Source organism: Amycolatopsis sp. NPDC028719 (assembly GCF_055565395.1).
Genome location: NZ_JBVHUL010000019.1, coordinates 115824 through 135981, shown reverse-complemented (window position 1 = coordinate 135981; position 20158 = coordinate 115824). Strand labels below are relative to the sequence as shown.

Sequence of the window (20158 nt, the reverse complement as noted above, 5' to 3'; positions counted from 1 at the left end):
CCCCTCTCCGAGAGCGCAGTGATCAGCATAGGATCAGCGCCAGCTCCAGCATGCGGGACGCGAAAATAACACCCATCACCCTCCCCCCCCCCCCCCCCCCCCCCCCCTCCACCCCACCCCCCCCCCCCCCCCCCCCCCCCCCCCCCCCTCTCTCCACCCCCCCCCCCCCCCCCCCCACCCGGCGGTTGATCCATTCAATCCGTCAGGGTCTACGCCTCGATGACCTTCCGTCGTGGTCAGCCGGCGTTGTTGCCGCTGCTGAAGCCGTTGACGTAGTTCCTCTGGTTGATGTTGGTTTCGCCGACGTCGACAAAGCAGCACCTGGCGCTGAGTGTCGCCCCCGGCTCCTGGAAGCCGACGACGAGACAACCGCTCTGGAAGAAGCAGCTGACGATGTTCACCTCGTTGATCGCCTGAGCCGGAGTTGCGCCGATGACTCCGATGGCCGGCGCAGCTTGGAATGCGTCAAGGTGACGTTTCGCAGAGTTCCTCTTGTGCTGCTCGTGTTTCGCGATCTCAGCTCCTCCGTGCCTGACGGAACGGCTGATGTCGCTGCGGACCTGACGCCCTCAGACGATCCGGATTTGGTCCAGCTTCACTCCGCCGGGAGTGTTCGGCCAGGTGAAGGAGGTATACCTTCCGATCGGGTTGCTCGGCTGCCACTTCCCGTCGCCGAACCACTGGGCGCGGTTGTTCCCCGTCCAGATCTCGGTGACCCAGACGCTATTGCCGAACTGGTCGTAGATATTCCAGGCTCCGGCGTTCGCGAAGCAGTCCGTGTGAGCGTTGCCAGTGGCGTAGTGGTACTCGACCCGCAAGTATTCACGGTTGCCGCAGTTGACTTTGTCGATTGCCAATGCTGTTCCCGCGGGAACCACGGCCGTAATCGCGAAGGTGGCCAATGCGGTCGCTGCCAACTTCTTCAACTTTTGATTCAACTGATCCTCCGTGCGATTGATGACAACTGGTTGAAAACCGGCGGTGGCTGTGTGCCAACGACGAGAAGCAGTGACGGTCCGGTGAGAAAACCAGGCTGAGTGCACCAGAACCGGCATTGAGTTCTAGCTGGATCAGAACGGCTTGATGCCGATGTCACGCAGGCAGCGAGCGGTGTTGAAGTGGACGTCGCGCCCCCTGGGCACGTCGACCAGCGCACCGTTGCAGTCCCGGAAGGTGACGTCGTTGTTGCCGGTGTGGATGTCGTCCATCCAACTAGTGAAGCCGATGTCGCCCACAAACGAATTCCAGCCCGCGCCGGCGAAACAGAATTGATGCCCGGCGCCTACGATGGTGTGGTAAGTGACCTTGACGAAGTTCGGATCACCGCAGTCGACCCGCGCGGCGGAGGCAGCCGGAGCCGGCAGCAGGATCGCCCCTAGTGCGGCCACGGCAGCGGCCGCACTGACGAATTTGCCCTTCATCATCACATTTCCCTTCTTTTGTTCCGAGTGGCCGCACGGAAGGCGGCCGACCCGCACCTGTCGGCGGGCCACGGCACAGGCGACGCGGCAGATGCACCCGCGACGGGGATCCGGCTAGTTCTTGGCTTCGGCGGTGACATGCTGGATGGCCTCGACGGCGATCGCGGGCTGCTTGAGGTAGATGTAGTGATCGCTGTTGGTGGCCACGACGGCCTCGCTGCGGCTGGACAGGTCGAGCCACTTCTCCTGCCCCGCGGTCCACGCCTGTTCCAGCGCCTCCCCGTACTGCGGGATCTGCTCGGCGAGGTAGGGCTGTCCGTGCCGGATCACCACGACCGGAATGTCGCCGGCGTAGCCCACCTCTCCATCCTGAATGGACAGCTGTTCCGGGTTCTGGCCGGTGTAGCCCGCGACGGCCCCCGCGCGGGCTTCGGCCGCAGGCCCGGTGGCGGACTCCGGGATGCCCGCGCTGGTGTCGGCGACGATGGTCGACGGGGGGGCGTCCATCAGGACGAGCCCCGCGACGCGGTCCTGGTGGGCGGGGGTGTAGCGGGCGGCGATCAACCCACCCATGGAATGCGCGGCCAGCACGGCGGGGCGGCCACCGGCGACGCGGTCCAGCACCCCGTTCAGGACCTTGCCGCTGCTCTCGAGCGTCTGGGGGCCCGACGGCTGGTCGCTCGCGCCTTCGCCGAGCCGGTCATAGGAGCAGGCCCTGTGCTTCTCGCTCAGTGTCTTCTGGAAGTCGGCCATTTTGTCCAGGCCGTCGCCGAGCCCGGCGAGCAGAACCACGACCGGCCGGCCGTCGACCTGAGTGCCGGAACAGGACACGTTCACCGACCGGCCCTCGACGGCGATCTTCGTGGTGCCGGAAATCGGGCTCTGGCCAGCGTTTCCGGTACCGGTCGCCGCCGGGGTGGCCGACTCCGAAGCCTCGTCGCACCCGGCCAGCACCGGCCCGGCCATGACGCACACCAGTGCGGCGACAGCGGCTGTCTTGACATTGCGGAACATCAGTTCTCCAGTAATGGCTTTCGATGCGAGCCGATCCGGATGTCGCGGCCCGGCACTGCCGGCGTCCCGCAGGCTAGGGAATCGGCGGACTCTTGATCATCACCACTGAGCGGACACTTGCGCGTAGCTCGCGCGGGGGACAAAGCGCGGTGCCCACCGCGGCAAGCATGACAAGCTCTCTAACTAAGTTAATTTCCGACTGCAGCCCAGCCTGCCTGAACTTTGTTAACGTGTCAAGCGCCATGGCCGCCGCCGTCGCATACGGTGGTCGACCTGGCGTTTCTCCTGCCCCGACCGGTCGACAACCTCGACCGCGAACTCACTCTCGATCGGGCGGGCCGGGTCGCAGGCGCCCGCCATGTCGCGACGTCGCGTCGATGACCTCGCCGGTCGCCACGTTCGGCGGTCACTGAGGTCAGCTTGCCGAAAATGGGGTCTGCACGCGAAACCCGCCCTGCTCGAATCTTCGAATCCGAGCAGGGCGGGTTTCGTCGAACAACCGAACTGAACACTCACGACCTTGGCTCCAGCGGAAGTCCGGAGTATCGGCCCAGCAAGCCACCCGCCGAGCGGAACCGACGGTCCGAAAAGGCCTTCAGCCCACGCCGAGCGATGGATCCCGCGCTATTCCCTCACCTCAAGAGCCTTCTGACGGCAGCCAACTCGCACCCCCGAGCTCCTGGCATTGACGCTCATGGGCGGACGAGCACCTTCCCGACCACGCCCTTCTCCACGGCCTCCTGCGCGGCGATGATTCCGTCACGTCCGTAGTCGGTGACAGGCAGCGCGGACAATGCATCCGTCTCGATGGCGGCATTCGTCCACGACAACAACCGCTTGAAGTCATCAGCGGACGCCCTGATTCGCTTGGCCGGATCGCTCGGGCATCGATCGCCGAATGCCTGGCATCTCGGTCACCCGCTCCGTCCCACCGCGGGGGGGGACAGCCATCTTGAGGATCTCCCCCTGCGGCGACGGCCGGCCCGGGCCGGCCGTACGGCCTGACAACGCAGATTTCGCAACAGATCCGTGCCCGGCCACTACCAACGTGGGCTGACAGCTTTCCGGAGCACGGGTCCTCAGCCCGGGCCCGGGTCCCGGCCCGAACGGTGGGCGTCAGCGGCCTGGACATCAGGTGCGCGACTCCGGCCGGCCGAGCGCACCATGGGTGAGGCGTTCAGGTAGTCGATCAGGGGCAAGCCGGGCGTCGCCGCGATCATTCCGGATATCCCGATACACACTGCTGGACAGCGATGGGCGGTTCGGCCGCGGGCAGGCGGATCACGCCGTCCGCGTTCAGCGCCTCGATCTCGCCGCGGTGATACCGAGTTCGGTGAGGACACCCCGGTTGTCCTGCCCCAGTGCCGGAACCCCGCGGCGCACCTCGCCCGGGCTCCGCGACAATCGGACGGGGTAGCCGATCACCTGCCCGGGCTTTTCCCCCGCCACCCCGACATCCACCAGAAGGTCGTTGGCCACGACCTGCGGCTGCCGCAACGCGTCGGTCAAGCTCAGCCGCGGCGCGCAGAGAAGGTCGACGCTTTCGAACCGGGCTATCGCTTCTTCCGTGCTCAGCCGGGCGACCACGGGAGCCAGTGCGGCATTGGCGATACAGCTTGCCCTCGCCGGTGGGATGCTCGGTGATGTCGGTTTGGCGCGGAGGCGGTGAAGTCGTCACCCGGTTCTCCGAGGCAGTGAAGCCGCGGCGGGCGAGTCCGTCGGCGATGAACCGGTAGCCAGGCCGCGGTTTTGCGCAGGACCTCGTTCTCCTGCTCCAGCAGCCGGTTGCGCTTACGCAACTCCCGCAGCTCGGCCGGCTGATCCCGGGTCACGCCGGGCCGGCTGCCGTCCTCGATGTCGGCCGCGCGCAGCCAGTTGGCCAGGCACGACTCGGAGATCCGAAATCCTTGGCGACCTTTACAAGGGTGTCTCGCCGCGACGGGCGACCGCCGCGACGTCGTCACGGAACCCGCGGGGGCAGGGCTTGGGCACGATGACACTTCCAGGTGAGGCCGAAGCCTCACAGGTGGGCTCTCAACCAAACCCGGGGCAGACCCGGCGGTCGCGGCGGCGCTGGGAGAGTGACACCGGTCACTTCGCCCGGTCGTCCGGGGACGCGGCGGCGTCCTCGGACAACTACTAGCGTGAACCGGATCGAGGAACGCAGAGCACAACAGGCGCAACGCGCTCCGGACGTTGACGACACGCGTCCCGACCTCGCCAACGCGGAGCCGCCCGCCGCGTTCGCCAGGCTGTTCGACACGCACGCCCGTGCCCTGCACGGTTACCTGGCGGGCCGGGTCGGCGTCGACCTCGCCGACGACCTGGTCGCGGAGACGTTCCTGGTGGCCCTCCGCAGGCGCGCGAGCTACGACCCCGAGCAGTCCCCCGTCCGCGGCTGGCTGTACGGAATCGCCACCAACCTGGTGCGCAACCACGTCCGCACGGAGATGCGCGGCTACCGGGCTTCCGCTCGGTTGCACGCCCTTCGGGAAGCGGACGCCGAGCACGACGCGCAGATCGTCGACCGCCTGGACGCCCAACGGTCGTCCAGGTACCTGGCCGACGGGATGGCCTCGCTCACCGAGCAGGAACGCGACGTCTTGCTGCTGACGTCGTGGGCCGGGCTGGAGCCGATCGAGGTGGCCGCCGCTCTCGGCACACCGGCGAGCACAGTCCGGTCACGTCTGCACCGGGTGCGCCAGAAGCTTCAAGCACACCTCCGCACCGCTCAAGAGGAGAACCACGATGACTGAGCGTGGCGACCACACCCCCGATCGTCAGCTCGACGAGGCGCTCGCCTCGTTGCACCTGGAGGCACGCATGTCCAACCGATCACTCGACGACGCCCGCGAGAAGCTGATGCGGGAAGCGTCCGCAACCGGTGCCCCGGCGGCGAAGTCGCCTTTTCGCCGTCGTGGCCTGGTCGTCGGCGTGGCAGCGGCGGCGGTCGCGGTCGCGGGAGGCGTCGTCGTCCTCGGCGGCGGCGGTGGAGCACCGGCGCAGCCCGTGGCCCGGTCGACCACCGCGCAGCAGCCCACCAAGCGCGACGTGTCGCTCCTCTCTGCGTCCCAGGTCCTGAACGACGCGGCAGACAAGATCACCGCCAAGGACCCGGAACTGAAGCCGGGCCAGTACCGCTATGTCGAGGTCAAAGGCTCCTACCTGCGTGGATTCCAGACCGGGACCCCGCAGGGAGTCGCGAGCGCCCCGACCGGCTACACCTACCTCGCCGACGTCACTTACCAGACCTGGATCCCGGAGGACGTGACTCAGGAGTGGCTGGAAAGGCGCGTCCCCGGTGCCGCGAAGCTGATCGGCAGTTCCATGCCCGCGGCCGAAGTGCCCGCGTACCAGCCGTCGGACACCGACATGGGCGAGCGGCACGGCGCGTGCGGCGACTTCTTCCCCAAGTCCAAGCCGAAGAAGGTGTGCGGCGACGCCACCGACTCGGGGCAGCCCGCGTTCTACGCGGACCTGCCGCGCGACCCCGACCGACTGCTGGCGTGGCTGAAGGACTACACCTCCCAGCGCGGTTCGTCACCGAGCACGATGTTCCACTTCGGCATCCAGTTCCTGAACTCCGGGATCATCCCGGCCGGCCTGCGCAGCCCCCTCCTGCGCGCGATGTCGAAGATCGACGGCGTGAAGGTCGTCGAGGAGGCGACCACCCCGGACGGGCGCAAGGGCCTCGCACTCGGACTGGAGAGCGAGCAGGAGCGCCGCGACCTGATCGTGGACCCGGACAAGGGCGAGATCATCGGCGAGCGGACCGTCGCGAAGGCCCAGGCGGACTACCCGTGGATCAAGCCCGGCACCGTGACCGGCAGCATTTCCGTGACGACGAAGGTCGCCGACGCCATCGGCGTGGTCCCGGCGGGATAGCACCGGCCACCGCGAAGCCGGGTTCGACCTCGCCCGCCGCGAGGAGCAGCAGGCGGACGCCCCCTCGCCCGCTTGCTGGATGGCCGCCCGTGCACGGGTGTGCCCTCCAGCACCGGAAGCTGCGCGGATCTCGATCCGACAGCGTCCGACGCCGTCCTGCGGCGAGCCGAGTGGCCGGCACGCTGCCTGACTCCGTCCTCGGCTCGCCATGAATTGTGCCGGCATCCAATCCGGTGGCTACGCATTTGTAGCGCCGTACGTGGTGATGCTCCGTCAGGACTGGTTCAATGCCGGTGGCGGTATTCGACGGATCGACAATTCTCCTGAAAGGAACACATGTGAAGCGATTGCGAGCGATGGCCGTGGTGTTGTTCGCCACCCTGGGTATCACGCTGGCGGCGACCACTCCGTCGTGGGCGACCTTTGAGGTCAACTTCTTCGACTGCACTTTGGGTACCGCCGATTTCCTGGCTTTCGGCCAGACGGCCGACAATGGTCTCGGCAGCCGACGGTGCTACGCGGACGCGGGCGACATGTCGCTCGGCTTGGATCGCGTCACCAGCTTCAAGAGCGGGAACAACGCCGGCTACTTCGAGTACGAGCCGGGGGATGGCTACCGCTACCGGCACTACTTCCCCAAGGGGCAAGGGATCACGAAGTCCTACGGGCACGTCTACTTCCTGCACATCGACTGATCGCCGGTCCCTTCCACGGCCGGCTCGAAGCGGGATCGCGAGCCTTCGGCAATCGCTCGATCCTCGCCTCCCCGCTGCTGCCCGACGTCGTCGCCCAGCTGAACGACACCGCGAATTCCGGGAACCCTTCCGCCCGTTCGCGCTCGTCGTTCTCGCCGACGCCGCCGCGGAGTACTTCACGCCGCCGGCCCCAGCCCCGTCGATCGAGGCAAAGTCCGGCTCGAAATCCACGCCTGTCCGACCAAACGTGCGCAGCGGCCCGAACTGGGCCTCGATCGGGTTGGCCCACGAGGCGTAGACCGGGGCGCCGTCCGGTCTCGCCGCGCTGATCGACTTCAGGGCGGCGCGGCTGTGATCACTACGCTTGCGGCGGCGCGCAACGTGCAAGAGTTGGTCGTCGCCCGGTGAGTGGCAGCCGTGGAAGCAGCGGATTTCCTGCGTCTCCGACGACAACCCCCTCGCCGTCCACGGGCGGACGACAACCGCGGAGTAGCACGCAGCAGGTCGCCGAACCTGTTCCGCTGTCTCCGTGCGGTTGACAACTTAACTAAGTTCAGGCACGGTGGGTGCCAGTCGAGGTGAACATAGTTAAGGAGTCTCCGGTGCGTGGAACAGTAGTCGGCCACCCGGCCGCCAGACCCGTCTCCGCGGACTTCCCCGATCCACGGCAGCGGCTAGGAAAGGAACCGCCCCGGCCGGCGGGTGCGGGTCTGCACCGGCCGGTCGCCGTAGGCGCGAATCCCGTTGCCGAGGCCGCCTTCGCCGCGCTGGGAGGGGCCGGCGGCGGGACCTTAGACGCGCCGTACGCCGTCATCCCCTCAGCCGCGCCGTCGTCGTCCTGGACTGACCGGAACCGATTCGAGGAGTGCGGAGGGCGGCATCGTGCAAAGCGCGCATCGGTCGACGGCTGACGTCGAAGGCGGATCCCGGTCCTCGGGGCAGCTCGGTTCCCGCAACCGCATCGTGATCGCGGTACTGCTGGTCTCCACGTTCGTCGTCTTCCTCAACGAGACGATCATGGGCGTCGCGCTGCCGGTGCTCATGAACGACCTGCAAATCGACGCGAGCGCAGGGCAGTGGCTCACCGCGGGCTTCCTGCTCACGATGTCCGTGGTCATCCCGGTCACCGGGTTCCTGATCCGGAGGGTGCCCACGCGCACCCTGTTCGCCACGGCCATGGTGTTGTTCAGCGCGGGCACGCTGGTCGCGGCGGTCGCGCCGGGCTTCGGCGTGTTGCTCGCCGGCCGCGTCGTGCAGGCCGGGGGCACCGCGATCATGATGCCGCTGCTGACGACCACGGTGTTGACGCTCGTGCCGGCGGCCCGCCGGGGTGCCCTGATGGGCAACATCGCGATCGTCATCTCCGTCGCACCCGCGATCGGGCCCACCGTGTCGGGCGTCGTGCTGGACCTGTTCGGCTGGCGCTCCATGTTCTGGCTGGTGCTGCCGATCGCGCTCGCCGCGCTGGTGCTGGGACTGCGGCGGATCACGAACGTCGGGGAAACCACCGCGGCGCCGATCGACGCGGTGTCCGTGGTGCTCTCCGCGCTCGGCTTCGGTGGCCTCGTCTACGGGTTGAGCAGCCTGGGCCACTCCGGTGGCACGTCTCAGGTCATGGTGTGGGGCGCCTTCGCCGTCGGTGCCGGGGGCCTGGTCGCGTTCGTCGCCCGGCAGCTGGTGCTGCAGCGGGCCGACCGCGCCCTGCTGGATCTGCGCGCGTTCCGGTCGCGGACGTTCACCGTCGCGACTGTGACGATGATGCTGACGATGGCCACGCTGCTGGGCACGTCCGTCCTGCTGCCGATCTACCTGCAGAGCGTGCTGGTGCTGGAGCCGCTCACCACAGGCCTCCTGCTCCTGCCGGGGGGTCTGCTCATGGGTGCGCTGGGGCCGGTGGTCGGGCGGTTGTACGACCGGTTCGGTGCGCGGACGCTGCTCGTGCCCGGCACGGTCGCCACCAGCGCGGCGCTGTGGTCCACCACCCTGTTCACCGCCGGGACTTCGCTGCTGCAGGTGGTCGGGTTCCACCTGCTGCTGTCGGTCGGACTGGCGTTTGTGTTCACGCCGCTGTTCGCCGCGGGCCTGGGGGCGGTGCCGCCGAAGTTGTACTCCTACGGCAGCGCGATCTTCAGCACCGCCCAGCAGCTGGCCGGGGCGGCCGGGGTGGCGCTGCTGGTCAGTGTGCTGTCAGTGCGCTCGGCGGCGCTCACCGTCGAAGGCGTGCCGCTCGTGGAGCAGACGGCGGGCGGCATGCACGCGGCGTTCCTGGTAGCGGCCACGCTGTCGTTGTTCACGATCGTCGGGGCGTTCCTCGTCCGGGGCCCGGCGCCCGGCGGAACACCCACGGCGCACTGACCGCAGCGCCTCTGACGACCGGTGACCCGTCCGCTGCGCGTCCTGATCGGCGCCGACACCCACCCACCCGACATCGAGGGCGCCGCACGGTTCACCACCGTGCGAGGGCATAGAGGTGCATGTCGTGGCGCCGTCCAGCACCGGCATCGCCTCGTCCCCGGTCCAGGAGGAGGGTGTGCCGGCGGCGCGTCGGCCGCGCTCCCACCGCGTTCCCGATCAGGACCGATTCCGCACCTGCCTGCCCGGCCCGGCCTCCGCCGGGACGCAGCGCACCCGCGCGGTCGAGCTGCTCGGCGCCGCGCGAGGCTCTCGGGCCACGCGGTCTTCTGCGCCATCGACCTGAGCCGGGTCGGCGCCGGCGGTGTCGCACTCGAACCTGAGCTCGAGCCACGGTGCTGTTCGTGGGCCGGTTGGAGCGGGAGAAGCGGGGTCGACGAGCTGATCCGAGCGTTCGCGTTGGCGGCCGGCCCGGCTGTAGATCATCGGTGCCGGCACGCGCCACGCCACCTGGAGCCCGCTGGCCACGACCTCGGGCAGGCAGGCCGGGTGCGGTTCCGCGGCACTCCTGTTCTTCCGCCGTCGACACCGAGTCGCGGTGATCCGGGCGGCCGCCGAGACACCCGTCTCGGCAAGAGCGTCCACATCAGACTGCCCGCGGGCACCAGCAGCTCGAGAATCCGATCTACGTTCGGAATTTCGATTGCTTTCCGAACATTCCTCAGGCTCCGGCGAACGGCTCCCACCTATCGTGGAAACTGGTGGCATGAGTCGAACAGATCTCGTATCCCACTCTTGACCGCGCGGGTGTCAAGCACGACTCCTCCGCACGTGGCCGGGCGATCGGGGGTTCGAAGACGTGAACTCCCACGTGCGAGGCGTCGCCCGCGTGCGCGTCCGCCGCCCCGTCACGGGCGTGGGGTAGTGGCGCTGCTGAGCGAGCGCCCCCGGAACCGGGGAAAGAAACCCTCAAGGCGGTCGGGTGTTCCCGGCCGCCGCTACTTGGAGAGAACTGATGGTTCGTGTCGTAACTTCCGCCCTGTCGCAGTTCCGCCGTCAGTCCGTTCGGCATCCGGGAGCCGGGAGGCGACGCCGGACACGAAGAGCTCGCGCACTCCACGGCCTGATCGTGATCGTGATGCTGGCGGGCGCCATGGTGACGGCGACCGCGATCAGCCGACCGCAGGAGGCGAGCGCCGCCCCGCGGGACATCACGAACCTGCGCTTGGCCACCTGGAACCTGCAGGGCGGCACCATGATGGGCGAGAGCAAATGGACGAACGGCGTCGGCCCCATGCTTGAGGGCAGGAGCACGGACAACGTTCTTTCGCACGACATCGTGGCGCTGCAGGAGGCGGGTTCCGCGCCGCCGGGAGACCGGCAGCAAGTCCCGGTCGCCAGGTTGGGAAATCTCGAGGTGCTCCACTATTCTTGGCCATACGGACGCGGACGCCAGCACGTCTACTTCATGGAAGAGGATGTGAACGGGCACCGCGTGAACCTGGCAATAGCGACCGCTCGCGAACCGCAGCAGGTGGTGATCGTTCCGGGCGGCTTCAGCGGCAGCCGGTCGGCGTTCGGGGTGCGATTCGGCACGACCTGGGTGTTTACGGTGCACGGGCTGTCCGGGAGCGGTAACGACATGCCGGGACTGATTCAGAACATCGCGGCCGCGGCGGGCGGGAACAGCTGGATGGTGCTCGGCGACTTCAACCGGGACCCGAACAGGATGATCCGGGACATGCCACGCGATGCCAACGGCAGCCGCATCGGGATCGTCGCGAGCACTGGGAGGGCAACGCATCGGAACGGCTCCGAGTTCGACTACATGGTCACCTCCGGTGACCTGGTCGGCATCCTCGCCCCGCAGGTCACGGCCAACCTTGCCGGTTCGGACCACTGGCCCGTGGAGTTCGTGTCGGCGCTGGCCGTCACGGCGTCCCAGTTCCAGGTCACCGCGACCGAGGCACCAGTGGGTACTGGGGCCACGCTTCAGGCGACGAGCCCCGGGGAAACGGCAACCGTCGACGACGATCTGCGCGGCGAGCAGAATTGGCACTCCCAGAACTACAATCCGGCGGACAACACCGCACAGATCGCCAATGCGGATCCGAACCTCGGGTGCATGGTTTTCGGGGGAAGCGGTGCCATGAAGACCGCGCCGTGCGTCAAGGCGCGTGATGAGGTACCGCCAGAGCAGAAGATGACCATCGTCGACGCGGATGTGCCCGGCGAAGGGCGCGATGTGCAAATCAAGCCCCAAAAGGATTCCAGCTATTGCTTGAGTTGGGAGCGCGCTGTGCAGAAGCCGCTCACCGGCGCGGCTTCCGGTTCTTGGCGCCAATGCGTATATTCGATGCGGGCGGCCGCTGACACGGAGGCGGACAACCACTGGATTCTCGCCCCGGTTCGCCGGGTGATGGTCGTCGGCGATTCGATCACGCAGGGCCATGAAGGCGACTTCACCTGGCGTTACCGGTTGTGGCAGTGGCTGCGGAGCCAGAAGGTCGCCGTCGACTTCGTCGGGCCCTACTCCGGCACGTTCACCCCCAACCCGCCGGCTGCGCCCGCGCCCCCGTTGCTACAGGGCGAAATTCCGCCCGATCAGGGTCTGCGCACCACGGGTGGCTACGCCCCGGACAACAGCGGACCGCAGCTCCCCGCGCCTGGCCGGCCGAACGACATCAAGTTCGACAGCGATCACTACGCGCATTGGGGCCGCCAGGCCGCGCAGGTCAAGCAGGGCATCCGGCAGCAGGTGGCGACCTACCGGCCCGACATGATCCTGCTGGCGGTGGGCTTCAACGACATGGGCTGGTTCGTCAGTGACGAATACGGCACGCTGAACGACGTCGGGCAGATCATCGCCCAGGCCCGCGAGGCCAACCCGAATGTCGATTTCGCGGTGGCCAACGTGCCACAACGCACGAAGATCGGCGGCCGGGACGACCTCATCCGGAAGACCGCCCACTACAACAGCCTCCTGCCCCAGGCCATAGTGGACTGGCAGGCGAGCAACGCCATCTCCGACATCAGCCTGGTCGACTGGGCGGGCCGGTACTCGTGCTCCCCGGAGAGCTGCAAGTCCGCGTATGACGGCCTGCATCCCAACGAGTACGGGGAGTACCAACTCGCCGCAGCCTTCGCGGATGTCCTGCACCAGAACTACGGCTTCGGCGCCCAAGGCATGGAAATCCGCGCCACCGTGCCCGACCGGGCCCTCGGGGCACCCTGGGGGGTACACGCGGAATCCAGCCCACTCGGTGTCACGGTCACCTGGGGCGCGGCGTACGGGGCCGTCGACTACGACGTCCGGTCACGGATCGCCGGCCAGACAGCGTGGAGCGAGGGCAAGGCACTCAGCAACCGGACCGACACCACGTGGACCGTGGACGGCATCACCTGGGAGTACCAGGTGCGGGCCAACTTCGGGTGCCGCCCGGTCTGGGACTCCCACGACGGGAGCACGGCTCCGCCCAGCACGTGCACGGAAACCAAAACGGAATGGTCCGGCACGGTCAGCGCGGTCGCTCACCCGAAGACGGCACCGCCACCGCAGAGGATCGTCAGCCGGCCCACCGCGGACGGCGATGGCATCGAAGTCGAGATCACGCCACCCACCGGTCCCTACACCGACACCATCGACCGGTACGGGCTGCTGCTGTTCGACAAGGACACGCCCGGTGCCTGGCTGACCGGCACCGGCTTCCGCGGCAACCGGGTGCGGGTGGACGGGCTGAACCGGGGCCACCACTACGTCGTGGGGGTCGCCACCTGGAACGCCGTCGGTGGTGGCCTGCCCGGGGCCGCCCGGCCGGTGACGGTCGGCACCACCACGCCACCGGCGCCGACCGGGCTGCGGGTGACCACCGTCGATCCGACCACGGTGCAGCTGGACTGGAACGGCTCGGCCGCGGCGGCCGGTTACCGGCTGTGGACGTCCAGAATCGTGGAGGACGGCGGCACCCTTCCGAGGGCCGACGAGAACATCATCGACGGCACTCACTACGGCGTCGGCTTCCTGTTCCCGGGTGTGTGGAACTACCGGTTCTGCGTGACGGCCGTCAACGGCGCCTATGAATCCGGGATGTCCAACTGCGTGGTTCCGCAGCGCCCGGCCGGCAGTGCCGCGAGTACCCAGCCGGGCACCCGTCCCGCGGCGTCGGCCGGTGCGGTGGACACCAATCCGTTCGCCGGGGTGGTCAACCCGGACGGCACGAGACGCCCCGTTGCCGTCGGTGCCGTCATCAACGGCGGCGACCGGTAACCGAAGCCGTGTTCGCGTCCTGTCCCATTGCCGGGACAGGACGCGAACACGCACCCGGTGCTGGCCGCCAAAGAGACCCAGGGCATCTCCCTGTCCACCTTGGACGAGCTGGACGAGAAGTCACTCGGCCGCAGCTGATCGACCGGTTAGCCCGCCGGGGGAAGGGGTTCGAAGGCGGCCCAGTTGTGCAGCTCATAGCCCTCCCCCGATTTGCGCACCTCGGCCGCACCGCGCCCGGGGAAGTGCGCCGGCACGACCAGCGCACCGGTTTCGGCGGCCTCGCCGAGCAACCGGACGCGGGTCGCGCGCGCTTCGGCCTGGTTCTCACAGAAGCAGCTGTTGGCCGCCGGCTCCGCCACCTGGACCGGGCTGTGCAGGAGGTCTCCGACGAAGAACGCCCGGCCCGTGCCGGAACTCAGCTTGAGCACCGATGATCCGGGCGTGTGCCCGGGTGCCGGCACCAGCGTCAGGTTCCCGTCGATCCGGTAGCCGTCCTCCCACAACGTCGCGAGCCCCTGCTCGAGGATCGGTGCGACGCTGTCGGCGAAGACGAGGTGGCTGCCCCGGCGGCGCAGGCGACCGGCGTCGGTGCGCACCGGGGGACGGCGGTGTTCGTTCTCGGGGTCGAAGTAGTCGCGGTCGACGCGCGGGATGAGGTAGCGGGCGTTGGGGAACGTCGGCGCCCACTCCTCGTTGTCCAGCCGGGTGTTCCAGCCGACGTGGTCGTAGTGGACGTGGGTGTTCACCACCAGGTCGACGTCCTCGGGCTCGACGCCGGCCCGGCGGAGGTTCTCCAGGAACGCCGTCTGGAGGTGGTCGAACTGCAGGATCTGCGGACGCTCACGGTCGTTCCCCGCACCGGTGTCGACGACGATGGTGCGCCCTTCGCTGCGCAACACCCAGCTCTGGATCGCACAGTGATACGCGTCGTTGTCCGGGTCGCGGAACTCCGGGGCCAGTGCCGCGCGGCCTTCCGGGGTGCTGTCGGGAACGAAGTCGCTCACCGTCCTGATCGACCCGCTCCACTCCACCACCCGGGTCACCGTCACGTCACCCAGCTGGATCGTGTCGACGCTCATGCGCCGACCACCGCCAGCGGACGGATCGGCGCTCCGGTGGCACCCACCACGTTGAGCGGTGCGCCGATGAAGAGGAATTCCGCGGTGCCGACGGGCGCCAGCGTCTCGGACAGGGTTTCCAAAGCCATCACCTCGATCAGATTGATGCCGTGTTCGTGCAGGAGAACCGGTTTCGGCTCGGGTCCGGCCTCGAGGTCCGCCACCCCCACGGCCCTGCCCGGGTCCAGCCGCGGGACTTTCCGGCTGCGTGGCACGTCGTACAGCACCCCGCGGCAGACGAGGGGACGCACCTGGTCGATGCCGTGACTGCGATAGCGGCCCGCGTGCGTCGCTTCCGCGACCGGAACTCCGCCGTGGAGCTTGCCGTCCACGGCCACGTGGCTCAGCGCGTCCAGGTGGGTACCGACGTGTCCGCCCAGCACCATGATCTCGTGCGAACCGGTGAATCCGTCCGGATAGGAGTGATCACCGTGCCGGTGGCGCAGTGCGAACTCGAAGGGTGGGTGGGTGGGTGGGTGGGCGATGCGGGCATCCCGACCTCGAACGGTTGCACGTCCGGAAGCGACGGCGTCCGGGACGTCCGGGTGGTAGGCGGAAGCTGGTGCCGGAGTGCGCTTACCCGGTCACCGGGCGGTTTCGGTGTTGTTGTGCTCGTGGATCAGCCGCCGGGCCTCCTGCTGGTCGCGAGCCTCGATCGCGTCGACGAGTCGCTCGTGGAGCAGGTAGCGCGCGGCGACGTAGTCGGGCAGGGGCTGCGTCTCCGTGCCACCGACCCCGCGGGTGTGCGCCTGGATCAGTTCCAGGAGGGAGATGTAGACGGCGGCGTCGATGGCGACCTGCACGTTGGTCGAGTAGCGGTACCTCTTCGGCAACCGGGCGGCGGACGTCGAGAAGGTGTACCCGGTGAGCAATTACCCTGCCCAGGACACGGCGGCGTACGCGCTTGGTGCCGTGTGGACGGACTCGAGCGTTTCTACGGCCTCGGCGGCTGCCAGTACACCCAGCTGGCTCAGCAGGTCGCGAAGTACCAGCCGAAGACGTTCCTGTACCGCTTCGACGGGCGAAGTCCCTCGGCCCCACCGGCCCGGGCACCTTCGACGTCGGCGCCTCCCATGGAGCGGACCAGGCGTACCTCTGGCCGACGGCGACCAGCGTCTACGACCGCGACCAGCTCCGACTGTCGGCCGAAATGGTCCGGTACTGGGGCGCGTTCGTCCGCCAGCGCACCCCGGACACCGCCGGGCAGGCGGAGTGGCCGAGCGTCAAGGACCAGCGCGCGATGGTCCTCCAGCCCGGCGGCAGCTCGACGGCGACCTCGACCCAGTTCGCGGCCCGCAGCACTGCGACCTGTGGAACAGCATCAGCTACCGATGGCTCGACATCGATCCCGAGCAGCTCGCCCAGCAGGTGGGTGTCCTACGCCAGTAGGTCGCGAAGCGCCGGCCGACGAGTCCCAGCACGTCGGCCGGCGTCCGAGCCGCTATCCCTGGTCGCGGAGAGTGCCCGTTTCGAGGAGACGGGTGAGGTAGTCGAGATCTTGCCGAAGCAGCGCGACCGCTCCGAGCGGGGTGGGCGTCTCGGGGGTTCGCCCGGTGTCCCGCACGACCATCGCGATCGCGTTGTCCGCGATCTGCTCGGCCACCGGTTCGGCGGGGTGCGCGGGCGACGGGTGGAACCACCAGGCGACCCAGTTGGCCATGCCGATGATCGACAGGGCCGTGATGCGCGCGTCGACCGGGCGGAAAAGACCCGCCGTGATGCCCTCTTCGAGGACGCCCGTGATTTCGTTCAGCACGGCTCGACGGCCGTCCAAGTGCTTCTCCGCGATCTCCGGGGGCAGCGCCTGGTCGCTGCGGTCGAGCGTGCGGAACTGGGCCGGCTGTTCGGCGCGGCGCAGGACGAGTGTGTGCACCAGCAGGCGCAGTTTCGCCGTCGCGTCGAGGTCGGTGCGCAGCCGGATCTCCCGCAGCGAGTCCGCCGCGCTCTGCGTCGTCGCCTCGACCATGGCGACGAGGAGGTCTTCCTTGCTCTTCACGTAGTTGTAGAGGTTGGGGCGGCTCAGGCCCACCGCGTCGGCGATGTCCTGCAGGGTCGTCCCCTCGTACCCGTGTTCGGCGAACAGGCGCATCGCCTGCTCGACGATCTCGCTCATGAGCAGCTTGCGCCGGGGCGCTGGGCTCCGGCGGGCCGCTGGGGACTCGTCGGTCCGCTCCTTGGCCTCACGGCTGCCCGCGGTCACCGTGCCCCCTCGCTTGACGGCTCTGCTTTCGGTCGCCGGATCATCCTAGCCACCAGCCGTGGGTGCGCGCTCCGCGCACTCGCACGCGAAAGCCAGTTGCCGCAGGTGCAGTGCGCGGGAGAGCCGGTGGTGGTCGAGGTTGTGGCCGGCGCCCGACTGCAGCCGAGCGTCCACCCATGGTGCCGACGTGAAATACCCGGCGAACGCCGACACGCGGCTCTCGTCGGCGACCCACAGGCCGTCGTGCTCAGCGAGCGTGTACTGCACGGGGACGGCGACGCGTGCGGCAAGGTCCGCGACGCCTTCCGGCCAGCTGCCGACGATTTCGAGCATCTCCTCGACCGGTACCGGCTCCGCCGACGCCTTCGCCAGGTCCACGACGCCGGCGTCGAACGTGTTTTCCGGGCCGTACAACAAGGCGCGCCGCTGATCGGAGGGCAACTCCACCGGTCCGGTCCGGGGCAAGGCGTGCCAGGCGTCGACGACGTGCGCGGGAGACTGGTCACCCACGCCGTGGAGTGAAATCCCCAGCAGTGGCCAGCGAGGCCGACGCGCGGCGACGTGCACCGCGACGGCCGAGCCGATGGAGTGGGAAAACAAGACCACGCCCGGGTGCCCGGCCCCCAGTTCGGTCCACAGTGCACCGATCGCGGCGTCCAGGACCTCGGCGCTGCCGCTGAACGACACCTCGCCGCCGACGAGCGCGTCACTTTCGCCGTAACCGGGCCGGTCGAGCGAGATCACGCGAAACCCGGCCGCCGCACCGAGGTCGAGGAGGGAATGACCGGGGATGTCGAAGTAGCGGGCGTTGAGTCCTCCGCCGTGCAGAGCCACGATCAGCGGCGCTCCCGCGCCGCCGCCCGCGGTCGCGATGCCGGAGACCCGCCGCCCGTGGACCGTGAACTCGACCCGCGTCGCGGGCTCCCCACCAGGTGATCTGACGATCATGTCTTGATATTGACGCTTATGTCAGCGCGAGTCAAGTGTGACTCACGCGACTATCGATACTAACTCGTCAGAATATTGACGTGCATGACAGACGCTTCTACGCTCGCTGCCATCAGGAGCCATTGCGAAAGGAGTACGTCGATGTCATCGCCAGAGCTCGCGCACACAGTGCGAGGCGTGGACCACGCAGCGTTCCCGACCTTCGACCCGAAGGCCACCATCACCTTCTACCGAGACGTCCTCGGCTTCCCGGTCGTGCACGCGACCTGCGCGCTCGGGTGGGGCCCCGGGGAGCACCCGGACTTCATCCACTTCTTCTTCGACATCGGCAACGGCGACCGGCTGGCCTTCTTCTACTACTTCGGGATCGAGCCCTACCACGATGCCGGCATTCCCGATCTGCTTCGCCGCGCCCGGCACCTCGCGATCCACGTGGACAGCCAGGAGGATCTCCAGGAGTACCGCCGCCGGCTGGACGCCAGCAACCGGCCGTGCGAGCTGCAGGTGCGGCACGAGACGGTCGAGTCGATCTACGTCACCGACCCCAACGGCTACCTGATCGAGATCACCCGCCCGCTGCGCGCGATCACCCCCGAGGACGACATCGACGCCAACCTCAGCGTCGACGCGCTCATGGAGGTGGTGGACGATCCCGAGCCAACGCTGGAGAAGTTCTTCGCGCGCAAGGCGAAGCTGATCGCCGAACGTTACGAGGGTGAGCCGGAGCCGGTGACCTTCGCATGACCACTTTGTTCGTCCTCGACATCGAGGACTTCCGCCCCCTGGCTCAAGTGGCGAGCAAGGACCCGGACGTGACCGTCCGGCGGCGCGGCCCCTACCTCGAGGTCGCCGCGCCCGGCCCGCTCCGGATCGACCGTGGCGCCACCGGGTGCCGCAACGCCGTCTGGTACAGCTCGGTCGCGGCGGTCGAAGACGGCCGCGTGAGCCGGTGGGACTCCGCGGAGCTGGTGGTCGACCCGGCCGGAGGCGGGGAATGAGCACCGTGGCCGTGGACCGGCTCGGCGCGGGCCGGGACGTCGACACAGCGGAGGCACCGCCCGGGGTCACCGTGAGCACGCACCAGCTCACCACTTTCGACGGCGCCAAGGTCGACGGGGTGCTGTATACCTTGGACGGTGCGACGACGGTGATCACCGTCATGCACCCGCGCCAGTCGATGACGCACCACCCGATGATCCCGCTGCTCCTGCGAAGCGGCGTCGCGGTCTGGACCCAGGCGTCGCGCTCGCCCAACAACGACACCGCCCTGGTCCACGAACAGGCACTGCTGGACGCGGCGGCGGGGCACGTGTTCCTCCGGGACACCGGGTTCGAGTCGGTGCTGACCTTCGGCCATTCCGGCGGCGGGACCCTGTCGGCTTTTTACATCGAACAAGGTTCCCTGGAACCGGAGCTGCGGCTGGACGTGACACCGGCGGGCCGGCCGATCGCGCTGGCGGGCGCGCGGATGCCCGTCCCGGACGGCGCGATCTTCCTCGCGCCGCACCCGGGGCAGGGCCAGGTGCTGCTGCACTGCATCGACCCGTCCGTCACCGACGAGGCGGACCCGATGTCGGTCGACCCCGCGCTGGACATGTACTCGCGGCGCAACGGATTCTCCGTCCCGCCCGAGCCCAGCCGCTACCGGGCGGACTTCCTCCGCGCTTACCGCGCGGCCCAACGGGATCGGATCGCGCGGATCGACGCCCGCGCGGTCGAGCTGGCCGGCGAGGCTTCCGACGCCCGTGTCCGCTTCGCCCGCACCGGCGATCCCGCCGACCGGCGGCTCGGGCTCGCCCCGAGGATCCTCACCACCTACCGCACCGACGCCGACCCCGGCTACGTCGACCTCTCGATCGACCCGAACGACCGGCACTACGGCTCGCTGTTCGGCCGCCGCCCGGACCTGACCAACTACGGCCTCGTGGGCTTCGGCCGGCTGACCACGCCCGACGCGTGGTTGTCGACCTGGTCGGCCCACCACACCAATGCGGACTTCGCGCGGTGCGCACCCGGAGTCCGGCTGCCGACGCTCTACCTGGAGTTCAGCGGCGACCAAGCCGCGCTCCCCGCCGCCAGTGCCCGGATGTTCGCGGCGCTGGCCGGTGCGGACAAGACCCGCCACGTCGTGCGGGGCCAGCACTTCGGCCAGCCCATCGTGGCGGGCGAGCCCACCGGGTACGCGGCCGCGGCCGGCCACGTCGAGCGCTGGCTGGCCGACCGGTTCGCCACCGCACCCCCACGGAAAACGAGGTGAA

The 20158-nt window shown here is 68.7% G+C and carries 20 protein-coding genes; 9 read left to right on the top strand and 11 right to left on the bottom strand.

Going from position 1 to position 20158, the window contains the following annotated elements; all coding sequences use genetic code 11:
• Positions 1–236: 236 nt before the first annotated feature.
• From ACZ4TR_RS48805 to ACZ4TR_RS48785, 5 genes are all read right to left on the bottom strand, one after another.
• Positions 237–401: a hypothetical protein gene (locus tag ACZ4TR_RS48805; RefSeq protein ID WP_465296044.1), complete on the bottom strand. Its 165-nt coding sequence runs from the start codon at positions 399–401 to the stop codon at positions 237–239.
• 168 nt (positions 402–569) lie between these two features.
• Complete coding sequence (locus ACZ4TR_RS48800) at positions 570–1055, bottom strand: hypothetical protein (protein ID WP_465296042.1); 486 nt, start codon at positions 1053–1055, stop codon at positions 570–572.
• Between the two features lie 15 nt (positions 1056–1070).
• Positions 1071–1424: a beta/gamma crystallin domain-containing protein gene (locus ACZ4TR_RS48795; protein ID WP_465296040.1), complete on the bottom strand. Its 354-nt coding sequence runs from the start codon at positions 1422–1424 to the stop codon at positions 1071–1073.
• Between the two features lie 111 nt (positions 1425–1535).
• On the bottom strand, positions 1536–2387 hold the full coding sequence (locus ACZ4TR_RS48790) for an alpha/beta fold hydrolase (protein WP_465296038.1): 852 nt from the start codon (positions 2385–2387) through the stop codon (positions 1536–1538).
• Positions 2388–3731: 1344 nt separating this feature from the next.
• Complete coding sequence (locus ACZ4TR_RS48785; RefSeq protein WP_465296054.1) at positions 3732–4031, bottom strand: CoA transferase; 300 nt, start codon at positions 4029–4031, stop codon at positions 3732–3734.
• Positions 4032–4579: 548 nt separating this feature from the next.
• On the opposite strand from ACZ4TR_RS48785, the gene ACZ4TR_RS48780 reads away from it, so the two are divergent.
• The 6 genes from ACZ4TR_RS48780 (at position 4580) to ACZ4TR_RS48755 (ending at position 13634) form a co-directional block, all read left to right on the top strand.
• Positions 4580–5191, top strand: a complete 612-nt coding sequence (locus ACZ4TR_RS48780; protein WP_465296036.1) for an RNA polymerase sigma factor — start codon at positions 4580–4582, stop codon at positions 5189–5191.
• Positions 5184–6320, top strand: coding sequence for a CU044_5270 family protein (locus tag ACZ4TR_RS48775; RefSeq protein ID WP_465296034.1), 1137 nt, complete (start codon positions 5184–5186; stop codon positions 6318–6320). Before ACZ4TR_RS48780 ends, ACZ4TR_RS48775 begins: the two co-directional genes overlap by 8 nt.
• 338 nt (positions 6321–6658) lie before the next feature.
• Entirely contained in the window at positions 6659–7015 is a 357-nt protein-coding gene (locus tag ACZ4TR_RS48770; protein WP_465296032.1) for a beta/gamma crystallin domain-containing protein, read from the top strand.
• The gene (locus tag ACZ4TR_RS48765; RefSeq protein WP_465296052.1) at positions 7012–7344 is read left to right on the top strand and encodes a carbamoyltransferase C-terminal domain-containing protein; all 333 of its coding nucleotides are present in this window, start codon (positions 7012–7014) and stop codon (positions 7342–7344) included. The genes ACZ4TR_RS48770 and ACZ4TR_RS48765 overlap by 4 nt, the downstream gene beginning before the upstream one ends.
• Positions 7345–7897: 553 nt before the next feature.
• Positions 7898–9370, top strand: a complete 1473-nt coding sequence (locus ACZ4TR_RS48760) for a DHA2 family efflux MFS transporter permease subunit (RefSeq protein WP_465296030.1) — start codon at positions 7898–7900, stop codon at positions 9368–9370.
• A gap of 1135 nt (positions 9371–10505) precedes the next feature.
• The gene (locus ACZ4TR_RS48755) at positions 10506–13634 is read left to right on the top strand and encodes a GDSL-type esterase/lipase family protein (protein WP_465296050.1); all 3129 of its coding nucleotides are present in this window, start codon (positions 10506–10508) and stop codon (positions 13632–13634) included.
• 146 nt (positions 13635–13780) lie between these two features.
• On the opposite strand, the gene ACZ4TR_RS48750 is transcribed toward ACZ4TR_RS48755, so the two are convergent.
• The 6 genes from ACZ4TR_RS48750 to ACZ4TR_RS48725 all read right to left on the bottom strand — a co-directional run bounded on the left by ACZ4TR_RS48750 (position 13781) and on the right by ACZ4TR_RS48725 (position 17900).
• A complete protein-coding gene (locus ACZ4TR_RS48750; protein ID WP_465296028.1) occupies positions 13781–14713 on the bottom strand; it encodes an MBL fold metallo-hydrolase in 933 nt (310 codons plus the stop codon).
• On the bottom strand, positions 14710–15138 hold the full coding sequence (locus tag ACZ4TR_RS48745) for a cyclase family protein (protein ID WP_465296026.1): 429 nt from the start codon (positions 15136–15138) through the stop codon (positions 14710–14712). The genes ACZ4TR_RS48750 and ACZ4TR_RS48745 overlap by 4 nt, the downstream gene beginning before the upstream one ends.
• Before the next feature lie 198 nt (positions 15139–15336).
• A complete protein-coding gene (locus tag ACZ4TR_RS48740) occupies positions 15337–15624 on the bottom strand; it encodes an FCD domain-containing protein (protein WP_465296024.1) in 288 nt (95 codons plus the stop codon).
• A 244-nt stretch (positions 15625–15868) separates the two neighbouring features.
• Entirely contained in the window at positions 15869–16054 is a 186-nt protein-coding gene (locus tag ACZ4TR_RS48735; RefSeq protein WP_465296022.1) for a hypothetical protein, read from the bottom strand.
• Between the two features lie 139 nt (positions 16055–16193).
• The gene (locus ACZ4TR_RS48730; RefSeq protein WP_465296020.1) at positions 16194–16952 is read right to left on the bottom strand and encodes a TetR/AcrR family transcriptional regulator; all 759 of its coding nucleotides are present in this window, start codon (positions 16950–16952) and stop codon (positions 16194–16196) included.
• A gap of 45 nt (positions 16953–16997) precedes the next feature.
• Positions 16998–17900, bottom strand: a complete 903-nt coding sequence (locus ACZ4TR_RS48725; protein WP_465296019.1) for an alpha/beta hydrolase — start codon at positions 17898–17900, stop codon at positions 16998–17000.
• Positions 17901–18041: 141 nt separating this feature from the next.
• Between ACZ4TR_RS48725 and ACZ4TR_RS48720 the strand changes: the two genes are divergently transcribed.
• The 3 genes from ACZ4TR_RS48720 to ACZ4TR_RS48710 are packed head-to-tail and all read left to right on the top strand — an operon-like array spanning position 18042 to position 20157.
• A complete protein-coding gene (locus ACZ4TR_RS48720) occupies positions 18042–18644 on the top strand; it encodes a VOC family protein (protein WP_465296017.1) in 603 nt (200 codons plus the stop codon).
• Complete coding sequence (locus tag ACZ4TR_RS48715) at positions 18641–18898, top strand: hypothetical protein (protein WP_465296015.1); 258 nt, start codon at positions 18641–18643, stop codon at positions 18896–18898. Before ACZ4TR_RS48720 ends, ACZ4TR_RS48715 begins: the two co-directional genes overlap by 4 nt.
• Complete coding sequence (locus ACZ4TR_RS48710; RefSeq protein ID WP_465296013.1) at positions 18895–20157, top strand: alpha/beta hydrolase; 1263 nt, start codon at positions 18895–18897, stop codon at positions 20155–20157. Before ACZ4TR_RS48715 ends, ACZ4TR_RS48710 begins: the two co-directional genes overlap by 4 nt.
• Position 20158: the final 1 nt, after the last annotated feature.

Coding starts and splice junctions, on each gene's coding strand:
- ACZ4TR_RS48800 (WP_465296042.1), bottom strand. CDS start 1,055: ATGCCGGTTCTGGTGCACTCAGCCTGGTTTTCTCACCGGACCGTCACT.
- ACZ4TR_RS48795 (WP_465296040.1), bottom strand. CDS start 1,424: ATGATGAAGGGCAAATTCGTCAGTGCGGCCGCTGCCGTGGCCGCACTA.
- ACZ4TR_RS48790 (WP_465296038.1), bottom strand. CDS start 2,387: ATGGCCGGGCCGGTGCTGGCCGGGTGCGACGAGGCTTCGGAGTCGGCC.
- ACZ4TR_RS48775 (WP_465296034.1), top strand. CDS start 5,184: ATGACTGAGCGTGGCGACCACACCCCCGATCGTCAGCTCGACGAGGCG.
- ACZ4TR_RS48755 (WP_465296050.1), top strand. CDS start 10,506: ATGCTGGCGGGCGCCATGGTGACGGCGACCGCGATCAGCCGACCGCAG.
- ACZ4TR_RS48750 (WP_465296028.1), bottom strand. CDS start 14,713: ATGAGCGTCGACACGATCCAGCTGGGTGACGTGACGGTGACCCGGGTG.
- ACZ4TR_RS48745 (WP_465296026.1), bottom strand. CDS start 15,138: ATGGTGCTGGGCGGACACGTCGGTACCCACCTGGACGCGCTGAGCCAC.
- ACZ4TR_RS48725 (WP_465296019.1), bottom strand. CDS start 17,900: ATGATCGTCAGATCACCTGGTGGGGAGCCCGCGACGCGGGTCGAGTTC.
- ACZ4TR_RS48720 (WP_465296017.1), top strand. CDS start 18,042: ATGTCATCGCCAGAGCTCGCGCACACAGTGCGAGGCGTGGACCACGCA.
- ACZ4TR_RS48715 (WP_465296015.1), top strand. CDS start 18,641: ATGACCACTTTGTTCGTCCTCGACATCGAGGACTTCCGCCCCCTGGCT.
- ACZ4TR_RS48710 (WP_465296013.1), top strand. CDS start 18,895: ATGAGCACCGTGGCCGTGGACCGGCTCGGCGCGGGCCGGGACGTCGAC.